Source organism: Leadbetterella byssophila DSM 17132 (genome assembly GCF_000166395.1).
Classification (GTDB): domain Bacteria; phylum Bacteroidota; class Bacteroidia; order Cytophagales; family Spirosomataceae; genus Leadbetterella; species Leadbetterella byssophila.
Genome location: NC_014655.1, coordinates 1695837 through 1714092, shown reverse-complemented (window position 1 = coordinate 1714092; position 18256 = coordinate 1695837). Strand labels below are relative to the sequence as shown.

The following is an 18256-nucleotide window of genomic DNA, read 5'->3' as shown; positions in this document are numbered from 1 at the left end:
AAATGTTAGGATTTAGAACGATTTTAACGGCATTTAGCCAGAATTTCTTTGGCAAGGCTCAAGGCAACTTGCTTATTTTTGTCGACATCATTATCTATATTAACCACCAACTCAAAATGAGTACCGTCATGCCAAACGTTCAAGGTTGTGGTGATGATGTTCCATCTCGCGGCTCCTCCTATTCCCTCTACATTTCTGTAGCCTTCGGATATCTTTTTGAACATATCTACTAATACCCCTCCTGTCTTTTTGATTTGCTCGTCACTGACTGTTTCAGCCTTTTTTCGAATTTCCTTTACCTCTTCATTATTTTCTAATGCATCATCTAGAGCTTCTTTAGCAGCCACCACCTGCTCCTCAGTGGCGGGTTTGTAATCTCTATTGAATTCCTCTAATGTCATAGGTTTAATGGCTCCTACGCTTATTTGGTCATTCAACTCATAAATGCCATCTAAGGCCGGTACTTTACCCATACGTTTGTTTTTAAACGAATAATTTACCTTATGATATTCCGGGTTTCTCATGATCTTAGAATAGGAGGTATCTGCATTTTCTGCCTTGAAGCCGGTGGCTTTGCAGACCATGGCTAGCGTAAGTAGATCGTCTAACTTGTCTTGATACTTCATCAAGCAGGAATTAGGGTTTGACTCGTCCGACTTTTTAATATACTTTTCTAGCGTGTCTTCTAAATCTGCGGATTTCTTTGAACCACAAGCCCATACTAATGGGAGTAAGAATATTAAGAGCTTTTTCATAAGGAATGGAACCATTTGTTGTAATACTCGCCTAGAAATAGTACAGGTTTCTCTTTTTCATTAAGAGCATTGAGGAGGCCGTTAATCCACATGATAAATAGAACTACAAATCCAATAAGGAAGACAAATTGTCCTAGAAGTGGAATGATGTTTATGAAGGAGAAGGCAAATCCCGTCAAAAAGAGGCCTAGGCCTTGTCGCAAGTGATAACTGGCAAAGGGGGATTTCTCTTGCTGATTCATGAGTAGCCCTGCAATCCATCCCAAGATGGTGATATAGGCTAAGATGGCTGGTGTTTTTCCTTGTTTCATAGTGGTATTTAGGCCGGAGGCGTAGCCCCGACCCAGAGGTTTATTTTAGAGTTTGATAAATTCTACTCTTCGGTTATTCGCCTTTCCTTGAGGAGTGGTATTTGGTTCAGAAGGCTCAGATTCTCCTTTACCTTCGGTTTCAAGCCTCTCGGCATCAATCTTAAACTCGGAAGTCAAAAAGTTCTTCACTGAGGCTGCTCGCTTTTGTGAAAGGGTGAGGTTAGACTTGTCATCTCCGTCACTGTCTGTATGTCCAACGATCTTTACCCTGATTCCGGAATTCTCTTGTAAGACTGTGGCAATCTCTTTGATCACTCCATAAGATTCCGGCTTAATCTTATCCGAATTGACATCAAAGGTGATTCCGCGTGTTACGAATTTTCCTTCCGTAATTAATTTATTTCTGGTGTCCGGAGCACCTGCAGCTACTCTTAGATTAGAGATATAGATGGACCCTGTCCAAGGATACGTGGCAAATAGCAGTTGATACTGGACGGTAGGGTCTATAGCTCTAGGGATATCCCAAATTTTGGTTTCGTTGATATACATTCTGTATCTGGTTTTTTGTTTCCAGATGGAAATGCGATTTATTTCACTGGCTTTCCAATTCGTGAGTGCAGCCTGATTATCAACTAGAGGTTGCCCATTTTTATCAAAGGCTATGAATTTGCTGTAACCACCATTAGAAGCCCCATATGGATGAATGATTACGGTAGCCTGTGCATCTGTTGAGAAAAATTGGTCAAATAAAGTATTCCTAGCGTCTTTTTTTACCATAAAAACTTTTAGGCCGGATTGCATTTCAGAGAAATCATCAGACACGGCCATGTCAAATTCTATGGTGGTGTTTTCAGGCAGATCCTCTATAAATTCCGGGTAGAATACGCCTTTGCTACTCAATGCAAGCCAGTGTCCTTGTACTCCATGAATGGTGGAGATTTCTCCGGAACCATTAGAATTCCATTTAGCAGGGAAATCTCCCACTGCATCTTGCATGAAATCTTCTGAACCTATGACCTTTTCTCCCGGAATGAAGTCAAACTTAGTATAAGACTGAAGGGATGCCTTAGCAGGTGCAGATTTTTTAGTATCTGCTGAATTTTCAGCATCTTCTTCAATAGTTTCAGTCTCTTTGGGAGAATTTTTGTCCTTCTTAGTAGATGATTTTTTATCCTCTTTAGGCTTTTCTTCTTTGTTCTTCTTTTTGAATATACTGCCTATACCTTCTTCTACTTTATCCAGACCTTTATCAAGAGTTCTGTCAATACCGCGATTAGTGCGGTCTTCTGCTTTTCTTTTTGCTGTTTCTTTTGGGTCAATAATTTGTCCAAATCCTAAAGACCAGCTTAACAATAAAAGGATCAGTATTTTACTTCTCATTATTTTTGTCTTTTTTTGTTCTTAGTGTCAGCGTGGTCCGGAGGTAAGCATGAAATGTTTACTTTTTTTTTAGAATAGCACAAAAGAATGGATAAACGAATCGAAGAAGTCAAATCGGGGAACCGTGAGACCATAGGCCAGATCTATAAAGAATACCGTGCAGGGTTTATTCTGTTTTTGTCTCGCTACTCCCTTTCGAAAGAGGAGATCGCGGATATATATCAGGATGCTATAATAGCTTTTGTAGAAAATGTGCAAAAAGGTAAATGTGATGATCTCAGTGTGGAATTAAAAACCTATCTGTTCTCAATAGGGAAATACATGGCCTTTAAACGTATGCGCAATCAGAGGGAGATTGACCCACATGAACTGGAGAGCCATTGGTACCAGGAAGAAAAAGAAGAAATACCGAATCTAGAGCCGGCCTTGTCCCGATTAGGGAAAAGATGTTATGAAATTTTAAAGCTATTCTATTACGAGGGTAAAAAATTGGAGCAAATACAAGAAATTATGGGCTACGATAAAAAGGATGTCCTAAAGAGTCAAAAATCTCGCTGCCTCAAACAACTAAAAGATTATTATGGAAAGGATTGAAAAATATATTCTGGGTGAACTTAATGCTGAGGAAGCTCAGGAGGTAAAGAACAAGATTGATTCCGATCCCGAATGGAAGAAGGAATTTGAATTTTTAAGTGCCGTTAAGCAGGGAATTGCGAGGAAAGAATTAAAGACCTATTTGCAAGGACTGGATGAAAAGCCAAAAAGGAATTATTGGTGGGTAGGTGCAGCCGCTGCAATCATCATATTAAGCATTGTTTTCTTTCCCAAAAGGGAGTTTTCAGATCAGGCCTATTTTAGACCTTTGCCAAATTTGATCCAACCCTCCGTTCGTGATACGAAATATCCGGTCTCTACGGCATTTTCAGCGTATGAAGCTGGCAATTACGAGGAGGCTTTGAAGGAGTTTGATAAATTAGAACAAACTCCGGAAGTGCTTTTGTATAAAGGGGTGTGTTTTTTGGTGTTGGATAAAAATGAAGAAGCTGTGTCAGTTTTAAAGCAAGTAAACGCTGAGGATGCGGATATCTCTGCTTATGCAAAATGGTATTTGGCGTTGAGTCTTCAAAGAACCCAAAAGACCCAGGAGGCGAAAACCCTGTTTATGAAGCTAACTCAATACGAAAATCCTGTGCAGGAAATGGCTAAGAAAGTACTTGAAGAACTACCTTAATTTCCTGTACGCTAGTACGGCTGCGATGAGTCCTAGTCCGAGTAAAAGATAGGTATAATTTTTCTTTTCCTTCAAGGGGCGGGTATCACCCGTCAGTATAAATCCGGCCCAAAAATAAGGGTGAGAGTGCATGGGATGATTTTCTATAAATTCTTCTTTCGCTTTGATTAAGGCAAGGTCTTTTTCCAGCCCTTTGGATAGATATTTATAAAACAAGACCATCAGTTCTGCACTTTCCTTATCTGGTACTTGCCATAAGCTGGTTAAAGATGATCTGACTCCGGCATAGGATAAAGCTCTGGCCAAGCTCATGACTCCTTCTCCATTTAAGTATTGCCCGGATCCGGTATTACAAGCGCTCAATACTACCATTTCAGAAGGGAAATTTAAGGAATATATCTCGTGGAAATGAAGTTTCTCTTCTGCATAGAAGGATAAGCTGGACATCTCGAAATCTTCATCATCCATTTCTGAGTGCATGGCCAAATGATGGATCCTGTATTTACCTACACTGCCTAAGAAACTCTGTTTAGATGCTTGTGGCCCTTCAAAAAGAGAGGTGGAGCCAATATAATCTTCGATATTACTTAGCTCTTGTCTGGTGAATTTTAGATCCCTTTGACTATTTGGATAGGTAGGGACAAAACCTGCTAAATTACCTGATATACTAAGAGGAGTACTGTTCATGCGTGTCAGCAAAAGGTTTTTAAAGCTGAAGGCATGAGATACCGGTTTCATACTTTTAAACAAGAGTTCGAAAGGAACATAACTCAGGAAGTCCTCTGATATAAAAACTATGGATTCATATTTTTCCAGATCCAAAGGGTGGATCAGAGACTCGCGTAAGGGTTGGTAAATTTGAGATGAGAGGTGCTTGATCTTCTTTACCTCATCAATGAAGGTTTGAGTATGCTTCTTAACAGTTTCAATTTCTCCTAAAGGTTTTAATTGGATAGAATTCTGGGTGATGATATGGGCATATATATTTTTTGAACCTGTGGTATACTTGACCAGTACTTCTTTAGGCTTTAACAGCTTTTGAACCTCTCTTACGTCAAATTTAGTAGCGCTTAAGATGGCAAACTCTTTGGAAACGGCAGATAATCTATTTTGGATTCCGTCTAGTTGTAAATCTATTTCCTTTATTTCTCGATGGTTAGCCAGCTCTAATTCATACGTGCGGCTCAACTGGTTTCTTCGTAGTTCCAGTTGGTTCTTCCTTTGTAACTCCTCTTTTGGGAGATTTAAATTCTGAAGATATTTGGAGGAGAATCTACCCCAAAGGTGGGCGTTTGTGATTCTTTCTAATTGATTTAAGTTTTCAATGATTTCTTTTTCAGAACCCTTATCCTGGTATAGTCCATCTTCCAGATCATCCAAAATTTCTCCTAAGCTATCGTTGTAATATCCATTTTGATAGTATTTCTCAAAGATTTTTGCGGCTAATCGGAAATAGAAAGTAGCATCTTGGGGCTTGTCTAGTTCGTTAGAGACCCAAGCTGCACGAATCAATACCTGGATGAATATTTTGTTGATATGTTGAGGATATTTATCAGGATTAAATTCTTTGATATCTTCCTTTAAAGTAGCGTCAAAAAGGGTTTTTAAGGTAGATAAAGGATCCATTTTAAGTTTGGATTCCAGGTGTGCTTTTAAGGCCATTAAGGTTTGCCAGCTTTTTGAACCCTTGGGGAAATCAAATTCCTCCAGACATTTTAATGTATATGGTAAGCTCTTTTTGTAATCCTTGGCGTCATAATAAGTTAGGGCGAAGGCTGCATTCTTCTTCATCTCGGTGTAGGAAGTTTTTTTGTATTTTCCTATCTGATGAGTGTATTTAAGTGCGAGATCGAATCTTTTTTGCTGCCGGAACTGGTATTGTGCCGCTTCTATTCCAGAGTTTACAATACCTACGTTTTCTTGAGACCATGCCTTTGGGGCTCTTTTGTGGAAGGTTTCTAGTCGGTTAAGTGCCCCTAGTATGTCTCCATTCTTGAAACATGTGTAGCGTAAATCACTTAAGCGGTAAAGGCCTTCAGCATGTAAATCTTCAAATTTTTTAGGAGCTGAAAAGCTTTTCTTATTGGCTAAGAAGTGCTCCATATATTGAACGTACTTCTCGTGAACCTCTGAACTTTTCTTTTTATCTCCGTATTCTATCACGTAGAAAAGTAAGTTATTAAAGCAGACACTCACGATGCTATAATCTTTCGGATAGTGCTCCATAAAGATTTTTAATGCCTGATCAGAGAATTGTATGGTTTTATGCCGAAATCCTGCTTCGTCATAAGCAAATGCTAAATCGTTTAGGACAGTACCTAAAAGGTAGGTGTAGGAGGTTTTTTTGAGATGCTCCAGGGATTTCTCGTAGTGCTTCACTAGTTCTACATACTCCTGCTTGTGCTCCATGTTTTTGGCCATCTCGAGTTCTTTAATGGCGGCTTCAGCACTTCCTTTCTTGGGATTTAATTTTTGAAGTATTTCCACAGCTTGGTCATATTCCCCTCTTAAAGTAAGTAAGCGAGATTTTGTGACCTGGTACCAAAATTTTTCTTTGGAACTTATTATCTTATCTAATATAGCGGAGGCTTCTTTGTCCTTTTCTTCCAGTATCAATTGATTAGCTTTGGCTAACAGGCGAGCCGTTGGATCTTTCTCATTAGCACGTAAATCAAATTCTTCTCCATATACTTGCATGATACGGAGGCTGTCAGCTAATGGATTGGTTTGGGCGTAAATGGGGCCACCAATGATGAGAAAAAGGATAAATCTTATCATAGTGTTTATTTGTGGTTGTCAAAATACAAACTTTCCTCAATAAATCTTACTTAGTGCATAGTGAATATCATAATATTATGTTTCTTTGGAGTGTAAACACAGATAAATGCTTATTCTATGCAGGGCTTAAAGATATTACTCATTGAAGATGAGGTAAAAACCTTGAATCTAATTAAGGAGGGATTAGAGGAGAATAATGCGCAAGTGGATATAGCCTATGATGGACAAATGGGCTTAACTCTGGCAGAAAGGAATGAGTATTCTCTTATTATTAGTGATATTATTTTACCGGAAATCAACGGTTTAACCCTCTGTAAAACCTTAAGAGACAATGGAAATCATACCCCAATCCTGTTATTGACGGCTTTGGGCACTACAGAAGACATCATTACAGGATTAGATTCCGGTGCAGATGATTATCTTAGTAAACCATTTGAATTTTCAGAATTGAGGGCTAGGATTCGTGCCTTAACCCGTAGAGGAAATGCGGTGATTCAAAAATCGAATATACTTAGGGTGGCGGACCTAGAACTGAACGTAGATACCAAGGCCGTAAAGAGAGGAGATAAAGAGATTACATTAACGGCAAAGGAGTTCAGCCTATTGGAATTCTTTATGAGTAATGTGGGTCGTGTGATTTCTAAGGTGGAATTAGCTGAAAAGATCTGGGATATTACTTTTGATACAGGCACAAATGTCATCGAAGTATATGTGAATTTCCTTCGCAAAAAAATAGACAAGGACTTTGATGTCAAACTGATTCACACCCAGATAGGCATGGGATATGTAATGAAATGTTGAGGAAATTTCTGAATAGCTTAAACATTCGTCAGCGACTAACCTTGCAGATTTTGCTTATGGTTAGTGTGCTTTTCCTCTTATTCTGTACCAGTATATATCTTTTCAGTAGGCTATACCTGAACAGTAGATTCTATAATGGATTGCAGGAAAGGGCTATAGTTACGGCTTCCTTGCGCATTGCATATAGCGCAGATCAAAAGGCTTTACAAGATTTGGTGCGTAATTCTGATGAGCGTATGCTTACGGAAGAAATGACCTCTATTTATGATCCACAGCGAGACCTCTTTGTCTTCACTACAGATATCTTAAAGGAAAGTTTTCATAGAAGTTTTATCAATCCTCAAGATACCAGTAAAGCGGTAAATAATATTTCCCGTGATAAGTATAAGATCTCAGTTATAAAGATCAAGAACTATTGGGTTGTTATTAGTGCCAAAGATGTTTATGAAAGGGAGGCTTTGAATAATCTAAGGGATATTCTAATCATCCTTTGCCTTGTGGCCTTATTATTTATAGCTTATATCTCCTGGTTTATGGCAGATAGGGCACTGTCTCCTATTGCCAGTATGGCCAGGCAACTGGACGCCATTTTTCCAGGTAATCTTTCCAAACGTCTAGATTATCCAAATAAGCAGGATGAGATAGGCTTTATTGCGAAGACCATCAATCAGTTGTTACAAAGGGTAGAAAGTTCGGTGAATACGCAGAGGATGTTTATCGCAAATGTATCTCATGAATTGAAAAATCCATTAACAAAGATCTTTACGCAGATAGAAATCATGGAGATGAAATATAAGCATCAGCCTGAGTTCTATCAGCAGATCATGTCATTGCGCTCTGATACATTAATGCTGAATCAGTTGACTAATGCATTGTTAGAGTTAGCTAGTATCAGTTCTTCAGATAAGGAGTTGCCCTTAAAAAAACTGAGAATAGATGAGATTCTATTAGCGGGAGTGGCGGAGTTTAAAAGGTGGAATCCGGACTGTAAAGTACTTTTAAATCTGGATGAGATTCCGGATGATGAAGAATTATTGATCTTCCCCGTAAATGAGGAGGCTTTGAAAATCGTTTTTAAGAATCTACTGGATAATGCTTGTAAGTTCTCCTTAGAACAGAAAGCAGAGGTTACTTTAAGAGAAGGGGATGGTGGTCTAGCTATAGAGATTTACAATGAAGGTAAGCCTATCCCGGAAACGGAGGTTTCTAAGATCCTGGAACCTTTTTTCAGGTCAGATGCTACGGCAAAAGGGAAACGGGGACATGGAGTAGGATTGGCCATTGTTATGCAGATCTTGCTTCTATTGAAGATCAAATTGAGTATAGTACCAGGATCTAATGGTAACTCCTTTATACTCTCATTTCCTAAAGCCTAATATTTTAAGCCAAATTTAATTCTAGATTAATTCGGGTTTAAGGTCAGTGACACAACTTTGTAGCATCAAAAAACACAAAGCGTTAGGAAAGCATATGGAAACTTCAAATCAAAACAATAACTCAGGAGCACTTCGTATAGGAGTTATAGTTTTATTGGCGGCGTTAGCATTAGTTGGGTACCTTTATTTCAATACACAAACAAAAAATAAAGACCTTCAAGGTTTATTAGATACCAAAGTAGGAGAATTATCTGATACAAGAGTAAAATTAGATTCTATTTCTAGAGCTCTGGAAGCAAAAATTTTAGAGGTTGAGTCATTAGGAGGAAGCGTCGAAGAGTTGGAGAAAATCAAAGCTGAATTAGAGAAAGATATCAAAAACTTGAGATCTTCATCAAGCTTCTCAGCAAAGAAATATAACGACAAGATAGCAGAGTATGAGAAGTTCTTAGCTGCTAAAGACGAAGAAATCATGAAATTGAGGGAAGAAAACGGGCTTTTGGCTTCGGAAAATCTGACCTTAAAGACGGAAAAAGAAGAGGTAATTACTCAAAATACATATCTTTCTGCTGCTAAAGACTCCTTGACAAATGTAGTAGATGAAGTGTCTACTAAGAATAAGGATCTACAACATAAAGTGAACACAGCTGCGGCTTTGAAAGCTGTTAATGTGGAAGTGGTAGGTTTGACGTCTAAGGGAAAGGAAAAAGATGGAAAGATTAAGAGTAAAAAGATTGATCAATTAAAAGTGACTTACAGCCTTCCTTCTAATCCACTGACAGAACAAACAAATAAAGACGTGTACCTCAGAATACTAGATCCAAATGGAGCGGTATTAAATGACATGGGTAGAGGAGGAGTGATTGATTTTGCAGGAAAAGAAATTGGATATTCTGTACGTCAATCAGTACCTTACACAAACAATGATCAAAAGGTAGCTATGTACTACCAAAAAAGTCAAGAGTTTAACTCAGGCGTATACGCGGTAGAGTTATACTCGGAAGGATTTAAAATTGGAACTGGAAATTTCCAGATCAAATAAAGATAGCATATCATAATGGTTTATAGGGTTCTATCAGATTCCTGCAACGATTTTCGATGCAGGAATTTTTTCTTTTAGGAACAATAGTACCCTGAACCTTCGTTATATTCGTATCCATTATTAAAGCAATATGCCAACAGATTTATCCATCGATCTCAGTTTAACCGTAGACAGGGTTGAAAACATTACGAGAGAGGAATTTCAGGAAAAATACATGATTCCTCAGAAACCGGTTATTATTAAGCACATGTATGGCAAAGACGCTCAGGTCTATCAGTGGTCCTTTGATTACTTTGCCAAAGAGTTAGGTCATATTGAAGTGGGGGTTTTTGATGATGAGTCAGAGGAGAGGAAAGATGACAGATCTTATAAGTCCGCGGGGAAAAAGATGAAGTTCCGTGAATATTTGGAACTGATTCAAGAAAAACCTACCACTAAACGTTTGTTTCTGTTTAATGTATTCAAACATAAGAAGGAATTACACCAGCATTTCAAGTTTCCTAAGATAGCAGATAAGGTCGTTGAATTTTTACCTTTAGCGTTCTTTGGGGGACAAGGGGCCATCACTCGTATTCATAGAGATATGGATAATAGTTGTGTTTTCTTAACAGAGTTAGTAGGGTATAAAAGAGTGGTGATGTTTGCTCCGGAGTATTCTAAAAAGTTGTACCAATATCCGTTCTCTACTCATACATCTATAGACGTAAATAACCCTGATTTTGAAAAGTATCCTGAACTAGCTAGGGTACAAGGCTATGATTGTGTGATTGGACCCGGGGATACCATATTTATGCCTGCGGGGTATTGGCATCATATTGAATACAATACCGCCGGCTTAGGTTTTGCCGTACGTTCCCTTAGTCCGCATATTTCTGATAGACTACTTGGATTCTGGCAAGTAGGTATTATGACTCATTTGGATGAGATCTTTAATAAGGTCTTAGGTGATAAATGGTTCAATTGGAAAAAGAAAGCAGCAGCAAAAAGAGCATTACAATAAAAAAAGCGGCTAAGCAGCCGCTTTTTTATTATTCAACCATTTATATACACCGTTTAAAAACCATCAGGGCGGCTGCTAAGTCTTCAACAGCTAATCCTGCAGATTTAAATAGTGTAATTTCTTCTTCGGAGCTTCTGCCTCCGTGTATACCTCTGATGAGTTCAGTAATATCTGCTTTCACATCTTCCTCTGAGATGATTCCCTCAGCTATAGGGATGGCTAATTCACCGGTTTCGTGTAATGCCCCCATTCTAGAGTCTACAAAAATGGTACTCTTGCGTATGGCTACATTATCTGTCTCCCTGGTGTTCGGCTTATGGGAACCAATCATGTCTAAGTGAGTTCCCGGTTTCACCCAGTCCCCTAATATGACAGGCGTTTCTGAAAGGGTGGCACAGGAAACAATGTCAGCATTTCGTACGGATTCTTCCAGGTTATTTGATTCTTTTGCCGGAAGTCCTTTGGATTGTAGATCCTGAACTAACTCAGCCATCTTTTCTTTATTTCTGGCCCAAACTTCTATACTTTCTAAATCTCTGATGGCGGCGTAAGCCTGACCCAGGTGTTGAGCTACTTTTCCACTTCCTACTATTAATAGGTTTTTAGCATCTTTTCTGGATAGATAATTCGCTGCTAAGGCAGAAGTACATGCAGTTCTTCTGGAAGTTAATTCAGCCGCATTCATCATAGCTAGTGGCTGTCCTGTACGTGCATCACTCAGAATATATCTGGCAAAGATCGAGGGTATGCCTAGTTGGGCATTTCCCGGAGCTACGGTCACTTGCTTCATTCCTATGTAATCTTGATTCCACACGGGCATCAAGATTAAGGTATTTTCTAATCCTTCGGGAGTAGTGTAGAAGTGATGGTGGCGTAAAGGCATGGTATAGTCAGATAAGAAAATATTTCTTAAGGACTCTATCAGTCCGGCATAGCCTAGATGCTCTTTAATTTTATCGTCAGAAATGATAAGCATAGTCGTATCAAATTAGCCCCAAATTTCATAAAAAAAGCCGGACAAAAGCCGGCAATTTTTAGCGATTTATAGCCATAAATTAACTCGTTATTGTAACCACCGCGGGTCTCCAATACCTTGGAAGCGTAACTCTTCATTGCTTACTTTAAAATTACCTCCTGCAGCATTCGTATAACCTGGATCCAGAGTGGTACCGGATGGGTCATTCTTAGCTCCCGACTGAGTACTTCCCTTAAAGTTTGGAGCATTGAAATAATTGTTCTTATCAAACTTCACAATGTTCGTAGAGGCTTGATTCGTATGATACCCCTGAGTATTAGTTACCATATTTTTTTCAAAGCTAATCTCATGATTGGCCAAACGGATATATAACATTCTTCTGTTATTTCCATTTGAAACATTGTTGAAAGTATTATTTCTAATGCTAATGATGCTTTGCACATCAGGGAAATTCGTAGACCCGCCTGCATCCATGCGGAAGAAATCTCTGGCCAGGGCTGAATTATAGGCAGTATTATTAAAGAAATCAAACTTAGGAGTCAGACCGTTCCTGAAATCAATAAAATCCCCGCCATTACATTCAATTTCTGAATATATAGTATTTGAAATACTCACAGATTCAATTAATGTGGCATTGTTTACATAAAGAGTACCTTTGGTGTAGTTTCTGATGATACAACCGTCAATGCTCAGGGGCTTAAAGTTTCCTGCTGCGTAGATGATGGTTTGATTTCCATCCAGAGAACCCGTTCCATCTAAATGTAGGTCTTTTAAGTCTAGACCAGCACCTTCGCTAACTCTAAAGATGGTTCCTTTAAGAACTGGTTTATCGTTCGGTCTGGCACCTTTAATGGAGATAGATTTACTGATAGTAATATCTCCTGAGGTATAAGTACCAGGAAGAAGACCAAACACATCTCCCTCTTTGGCATTTTGGAAGATGGTAGTGATATCATCCCCCGGATTAATAACTATTGCATCACCAAGGTCTATTGGTGTAGTGAAAGTGATGGTGCCTCTGGTAGCCGTACCCCTCATTAATCTAGCGGTATAGGTAGTTTCACCTGCTAGCCCAGTTATTGTAGCTTTTCCTTCCGCTTTTTCAGATGGAGTGAGGGTGTGCGTTTTCTCACCCGGCATAAGGAGTATGCGGTCAGCTTCAGACCCAGCAGTCCATTTTAAAGTTACTTGAGTAGCTTTTATTTCTTCCGGATCCACAGGTAAGAAAAGCTGTTCCGCATTTGTAGTGATACTTACGCCGGACCATTTTGAATCTGCTATTCCGTCCCCATTAGCCCTTACTTGAACGGTATATAGGGTTTCTCCATTGAGTGCAGGAATGGTGTAAGGCATTTCTTCCCAGGCTATGCCGTCCTTTGACCATACTGGAGTTCCACTAGTATTTTGTCCTTCAAATACTTGAATACTATAGGATTTGGCATTTTTGACCGCGGCCCAACTAACCCTTATGGAAGTTTGGTTAACAATCCTCGCCTCCAAACCGGTAGGAGAGAAGACCCTACTTACGTTTAGGGTGCTTATCTCTTCCGGTAGATTATCCTCGCAGGCTACACTCCCTAAGAGGATTGCCGCGCTAAGTATATAATTAAATGTTCTTTTCATGTCCCATTAAAAGTTATATCCGTCATTGGATAGTTTACCATTGCTTGTATCTAAGAAGACTTGCCAGATTGGCCAGAATTGCTGTTGGTCTGGATTCCTTAAATACAGGGCATCCCAATATTTTACAGCATCACTAGATGCACTTAAGGTCCAAGTCTTATTGGATTCATATCCTAAAGCAGCGCCAGCAGCATCTGTATCACCAAAGTTTAAGCCATAGATAATGACCTTTTCATTATCAGGGGCTAGGGTATAATAGATTTTGCTAGGAAGCTGTGCATATTTTCCTTCTCTGTTTTCTAATTGCTGCAATTTTGTCTTCGCTTCAGCCAGTTTGCTGCTCAGTAAGTTCCAACGAATGAGATCGGCCTTTCTAAGCATCTCTCCTGTAAATTCCAATGCTCTCTCATGTACTATGGCTTCAAAGAAAGCTTGCTTGCTGGCAGTTACCTTTGACATGTATTCCGTAACCTTTTGAGGATGGTTAGGATAAGCTCTGTCGCGAATCATTTTTAGATACGGAGCCGCAGCTCCAGGACCATCCAGTTCATTGATAGCTTCAGCTGCCATCAACAAGATGTCAGCATAGCGCATATACATCCAGTTAAGGCCATCATCGTTTGTGGAAGTGACTCTACGGTTAAGCCATTCGTATCTGTACTTTCCAAAATACCAAGTACCTAATCCTACAGGGTCTTGTTTTACTCCTTTAGGTGAGGAGGCGTTTGCTACCCATTTATATGGAACACAGGTTACGTCTCTTCTAACGTCCTCTCTTTCATATTCGTAATACATGATGGGATTTGGGCCGTTAGTTCCTCCACGGTTTTGGCCGGTGTAATCACTAACTACATCATGTTTAACACCCAGGTCAAAGATTACTCTTCCTCTACCTTCACTGAATGGAATTTCCCATAAGGACTCCAGTCCCGCTCTATTTGTTTCTGCAGCAAAGGTTTTCCAAACTTCTTCAAATCCTAAAAGTCTGGCTGTACCGCTGTTGATTACGTCTAAGCATTCCTTTTTAGCTATGGCGTACATTTTGTCCGGTGCCAATTCAGGATCTGTACTTCTTCTAACGGTGCCATCTGGCCTTTGTCCGTACCCTCCCGCTGCTAGGGCTAGACGAGCCCTCAGTCCTTTAGCAAAGGCTTTATTCACTCTTTCCACAGATTGAGTTGCCGGAGTTTCGTTTGGCCATGCTAAAAGCTCAGCGGCTTCTTCAAGATCAGCAAGCAATTGTTTATATATGACATCTCTGTCTGATCTTTCTAAATAAACCGTTTCAGAAGTTAAAGGTTCAAACCTTGCTGGAACATCACCCCAACCTTTAAGTAGGTCACTGTACACCACTGCTCTCAAGGTGAGCATTTCACCTAGTAGTTGAGCCAGTTCTCTATTTTGTTGCACGTTTCCGTAGGTTCTCAAGCCTCGTATGGCTAGGTTAGCCCTTTCAATTCCCTCATAGAACTTCGCCCAGGCATTATTGTCTGTGTTCATTTGAGAGTTATTGACATTCGTGTTGTAATTAGAAAGCCTTGCCTGCTCAGATGTAGTATTCTTTACAGAGTTATATACCTCGGTATCAGTATTAATCCCATAGAAAACCAAATATCTTCCTCGGTATGAGTTGGTTTCCGCGAAGGATTGGATAACACCTGCAATAGCACCTTCCGCTAAACTAGGGGTAGAGAAGATGACAGATTCATCTAAGGAAGATTTTGTAGGCGCCTCAAGAACGTCCTTACATGAACTTAATATAGTAGTAAGGGCAAGTATGCTTATTATTCTTTTCATGTCCTTAGAAATTCAAGTTTAAACCAAATACAAACATTTTACTCTTAGGATAAGCGGAATAATCCACTCCCGGGGTGAGTTGGGTTCTTCTGCGCGTAGAAACCTCTGGGTCAAATCCGGAATACTTGGTAAGTAACCAAAGATTATAGCCGGTAGCGTAGAAACGTAATTTCTGAATCTTAGCCTTTGATGTAAGGGCTTGTGGTAACGTATAGCCTACCGTAGCCGTGTTTAATCTTAAGAATGAACCATCTTCTACGGCCCAGTCGCTAAATACATATCTACTCATGTAAGGTGACCAAAGGGTAGTATTTTTGTTCATGGCTTCAAGCTCCGCAGGATCATTGCTGATTCTTCCATCCGGTGTGAGGTTTGTCCATCTGTTGCCACTGGCCATCAGGTCTATCATGTTTCTAGAATGGTACTTAGAAGTTGAGGTATACTCTACTTTATTGGCATTATATATGTCATTGCCATAGCTCCAGTTAAAGATAGCGGCCAGGTCGAAATCACCATATCTGGCACTCAAATTGAAGCCTCCGGTGTGTTTGGGATTAGCATTTCCAATCACTGTACGATCTGACACGTTAACCACATTATCTCCTTCCGTTAGGTTTTTCAACTTCATACTTCCCGGACGAATTGTACCTATCACAGAGGAGGCATCAGGAACTCCATCCTTTAAGATCCATCTTCCTGTGGAGGCATTGTATCCGGAAAAGTCAGATAGCTCGTAGCGTCCATCACTGATATAACCGTACATTTCACCCACGGAACCACCTGTTGCAATCCAATAATCTGCACCGATTTCTGTAGAGGCCCAACCGGATTCTCCGTAGAAGTTCTCCATTTGTCCTAAGGAGATAATCTTATTACGGTTGAAGCTGATATTAGCTCCTACATTTAATTCGAACTTCTTCGATTTTACTGCCAAGGCATTTAGCGTAAATTCAATACCACGGTTACGGGTTTCACCCATGTTTCTGTACTGATTGTCATATCCTGTTCCTGGAGTAGGGAAAAGGATAAGGAGATCTTTAGTAGAGTTGACGTAAGCATCGATGGTACCTGTAAGTCGGTCTTTCCACGTGGCAAAATCAATCCCTACGTTTCGGGTGATCGTTGTTTCCCACTTAAGGTCAGGATTGGCCATGGTTTTTGAAGCAGCCCAGAAGCTATTGAAGCCGTTTACCCATGTGGTAGTACTCACGTTAAAGGTTTGAGCCATTTGTCCGGCAGGAATATTGTTATTACCGGCTGTACCGTAACTAGCTCTTAATTTCAGATCATTGATCCAAGTGGAATTCATAAAGTCTTCGTCAGAAATTCTCCAAGCGGCTGCTACAGAAGGGAAGTAGCCCCATCTATTTCCTTCCGAAAACTTGGAAGAGCCATCTGCTCTAAATGTAGCAGAAAGAAGATATCTGCCTTTGTAATCATAATTCGCTCTACCAAAGAAGGACAGTAGTTTCTCATCCGGATAGAGGTAATTTTCTACGGAGTTAGCTGAACCTTGAGATGATAATTTGGTGGCATCATCAAAGTTGAAGGTTTTGGGAAATCCATGAACTATAGAGGTAAAGATATCTCTGGTGGTATGGATAAACTCTTCACCAACAAGCAAGTTTAACTTATGTCCCTGCGCCATGATCTTGTTAAAATCATAATTGAGGGTATTGGTGTTTCTTAGGGATTGTCTACCTTGCTTTTCGAAAGATATGGCCGGTAAGCCTTGATTTTCTGCTGAAGGTACATTGTTCACATAATAGGTACTGGTACCATAGAATCTATTATCCATGGCTCTATAGTCATCTAGACCTCCTTCTACCTTCAACATCAAATCAGAAAGGATGTTCCAAGATACACTACCGTTAAAGGTGTAGTTCTTTCTTCTTTGATACCTGTCATTGTCCTGAAGAGATCGGATAGGGCTAAAGAGGTTGAATCCTTCATCTGTATCATCAGATGAGGTTAAACCGGCTACCGGGAAAGGAGGATAGATCATGGCAAATTTCAAACGCGAATCCGCAGAGGAGTAAGCATTTTGCTCATTCGTACCACCGCCTTCTATCCTTGTGTCAGAATACCTCACAGAGAGGTCTAGTGCCACATTTTTATAAGGTTTATTGTTCAGACGGAAGGTCAGGTTATCCCTTTGGAATGCAGATAACTGCATAATGGCTTTATCCTGAATATTAGTGTAGGACAAAGTATACTTCGTCTTTTCGCTACCGCCGTTCACGTTTACATTATTATTAAACATGTATCCTGTCCTTCCAAAGGTAATATCTTGCCAATCATTGGGTGTAACCTCTTTGTACAGGTCAATGTCCTGAAAGTTTCCAAAGTAATTGGTATAATCAGTTAGACTATTAGCTAGCAAGGCTCTTTCGTACTGCCAAAGGGCATAGTCATAGGGAGTGAGCACATTCAGTTTATTCGCCAGGTTTTTGAATCCTCCATAGCTATTAAAGCTTACACTCATTTTCCCAGCTTTACCGCTTTTGGTGGTGATAATAATTACACCATTCGCTCCTCTGGCACCATAGATGGCGGTGGAAGAGGCATCTTTAAGCACGTCTATGGATTCAATATCTGTAGGAGCGATGTCAGAGATGGAAGATACAGGGAAGCCATCCACTATAAACAAAGGAGTATTGTCGCCCGTGATGGACCCTCCACCCCGAACTCTAATTCTCATTTCAGCGTCTGGAGAACCTTCTGTGGTTGAGATTTGCACACCCGCTAGTCTACCGGCAATGGCTTCCATAGGAGAGGCCACAGGAATGGCACTGAGTTTATCACTTCCTATGGAGGAAACCGCTCCAGTCAGGTCTTTCTTTCTTACAGATCCATATCCTATGGAAACTACGACTTCCTCCAGTGTGTTTTCATCATTTTCAAGGATTACGTGGAGGATATTTCTTCCATTTAAAGCTATTTCTTGGGTTTTCATTCCCAGGAAGCTGAAAATTAGAGTTGCATCTCTGGGAGCTGAAATTTCATACTGGCCCTCGACATTTGTGACGGTAGCTGCAGTTCCGTTCTTCACCCTTACCGTGACGCCGGGTAAGGTTTCGCCATCAGAACTGCTGACTGTACCCGTAATTCGAGTTTGAGCAATACTACCAAAGGACAATAGGATGGCCAATAGCAGTAGTACGTTTTTGGTAAATTTACGCATAC

The 18256-nt window shown here is 40.0% G+C and carries 14 protein-coding genes; 6 read left to right on the top strand and 8 right to left on the bottom strand.

Annotation, left to right across the window (positions count from 1 at the left end):
* Nucleotides 1-23: 23 nt before the first annotated feature.
* From LBYS_RS08175 to LBYS_RS08165, 3 genes are read right to left on the bottom strand one after another with little or no spacing between them, the layout of a single operon-like run.
* Nucleotides 24-755 carry a hypothetical protein gene (locus LBYS_RS08175; protein WP_013408396.1) on the bottom strand — a complete coding sequence of 244 codons (732 nt, stop codon included), beginning with the start codon at nucleotides 753-755 and terminating at the stop codon, nucleotides 24-26.
* Nucleotides 752-1066: a DUF4870 domain-containing protein gene (locus tag LBYS_RS08170; RefSeq protein WP_013408395.1), complete on the bottom strand. Its 315-nt coding sequence runs from the start codon at nucleotides 1064-1066 to the stop codon at nucleotides 752-754. The genes LBYS_RS08175 and LBYS_RS08170 overlap by 4 nt, the downstream gene beginning before the upstream one ends.
* A 45-nt stretch (nucleotides 1067-1111) precedes the next feature.
* Nucleotides 1112-2446, bottom strand: coding sequence for an OmpA family protein (locus tag LBYS_RS08165; protein WP_013408394.1), 1335 nt, complete (start codon nucleotides 2444-2446; stop codon nucleotides 1112-1114).
* Nucleotides 2447-2533: 87 nt separating this feature from the next.
* On the opposite strand from LBYS_RS08165, the gene LBYS_RS08160 reads away from it, so the two are divergent.
* Nucleotides 2534-3040, top strand: a complete 507-nt coding sequence (locus LBYS_RS08160) for an RNA polymerase sigma factor (protein ID WP_013408393.1) — start codon at nucleotides 2534-2536, stop codon at nucleotides 3038-3040.
* Complete coding sequence (locus LBYS_RS08155; RefSeq protein ID WP_013408392.1) at nucleotides 3027-3677, top strand: tetratricopeptide repeat protein; 651 nt, start codon at nucleotides 3027-3029, stop codon at nucleotides 3675-3677. The genes LBYS_RS08160 and LBYS_RS08155 overlap by 14 nt, the downstream gene beginning before the upstream one ends.
* On the opposite strand, the gene LBYS_RS08150 is transcribed toward LBYS_RS08155, so the two are convergent.
* Complete coding sequence (locus LBYS_RS08150; protein WP_013408391.1) at nucleotides 3669-6455, bottom strand: CHAT domain-containing protein; 2787 nt, start codon at nucleotides 6453-6455, stop codon at nucleotides 3669-3671. The genes LBYS_RS08155 and LBYS_RS08150 overlap by 9 nt on opposite strands.
* Before the next feature lie 117 nt (nucleotides 6456-6572).
* On the opposite strand from LBYS_RS08150, the gene LBYS_RS08145 reads away from it, so the two are divergent.
* From LBYS_RS08145 to LBYS_RS08130, 4 genes are all read left to right on the top strand, one after another.
* Nucleotides 6573-7256, top strand: a complete 684-nt coding sequence (locus LBYS_RS08145) for a response regulator (protein ID WP_013408390.1) — start codon at nucleotides 6573-6575, stop codon at nucleotides 7254-7256.
* Nucleotides 7250-8632 (top strand): sensor histidine kinase, encoded by a 1383-nt coding sequence (locus LBYS_RS08140; RefSeq protein ID WP_013408389.1) that lies wholly within the window; start codon nucleotides 7250-7252, stop codon nucleotides 8630-8632. The genes LBYS_RS08145 and LBYS_RS08140 overlap by 7 nt, the downstream gene beginning before the upstream one ends.
* Before the next feature lie 94 nt (nucleotides 8633-8726).
* A complete protein-coding gene (locus LBYS_RS08135; protein ID WP_041823526.1) occupies nucleotides 8727-9674 on the top strand; it encodes a DUF8428 domain-containing protein in 948 nt (315 codons plus the stop codon).
* 130 nt (nucleotides 9675-9804) lie between these two features.
* Entirely contained in the window at nucleotides 9805-10674 is an 870-nt protein-coding gene (locus tag LBYS_RS08130; protein WP_013408387.1) for a cupin-like domain-containing protein, read from the top strand.
* 40 nt (nucleotides 10675-10714) lie between these two features.
* Here LBYS_RS08130 and lhpI read toward each other — a convergent pair whose 3' ends face one another.
* The 4 genes from lhpI to LBYS_RS08110 form a co-directional block, all read right to left on the bottom strand.
* Nucleotides 10715-11650, bottom strand: coding sequence for a bifunctional Delta(1)-pyrroline-2-carboxylate/Delta(1)-piperideine-2-carboxylate reductase (gene lhpI, locus LBYS_RS08125; RefSeq protein WP_013408386.1), 936 nt, complete (start codon nucleotides 11648-11650; stop codon nucleotides 10715-10717).
* Nucleotides 11651-11737: 87 nt separating this feature from the next.
* Nucleotides 11738-13273, bottom strand: coding sequence for a fibronectin type III domain-containing protein (locus LBYS_RS08120; RefSeq protein ID WP_013408385.1), 1536 nt, complete (start codon nucleotides 13271-13273; stop codon nucleotides 11738-11740).
* A 6-nt stretch (nucleotides 13274-13279) separates the two neighbouring features.
* Nucleotides 13280-15070 carry a RagB/SusD family nutrient uptake outer membrane protein gene (locus LBYS_RS08115; protein WP_013408384.1) on the bottom strand — a complete coding sequence of 597 codons (1791 nt, stop codon included), beginning with the start codon at nucleotides 15068-15070 and terminating at the stop codon, nucleotides 13280-13282.
* 4 nt (nucleotides 15071-15074) lie between these two features.
* Nucleotides 15075-18254: a SusC/RagA family TonB-linked outer membrane protein gene (locus LBYS_RS08110; RefSeq protein ID WP_041823523.1), complete on the bottom strand. Its 3180-nt coding sequence runs from the start codon at nucleotides 18252-18254 to the stop codon at nucleotides 15075-15077.
* Nucleotides 18255-18256 lie beyond the last annotated feature (2 nt).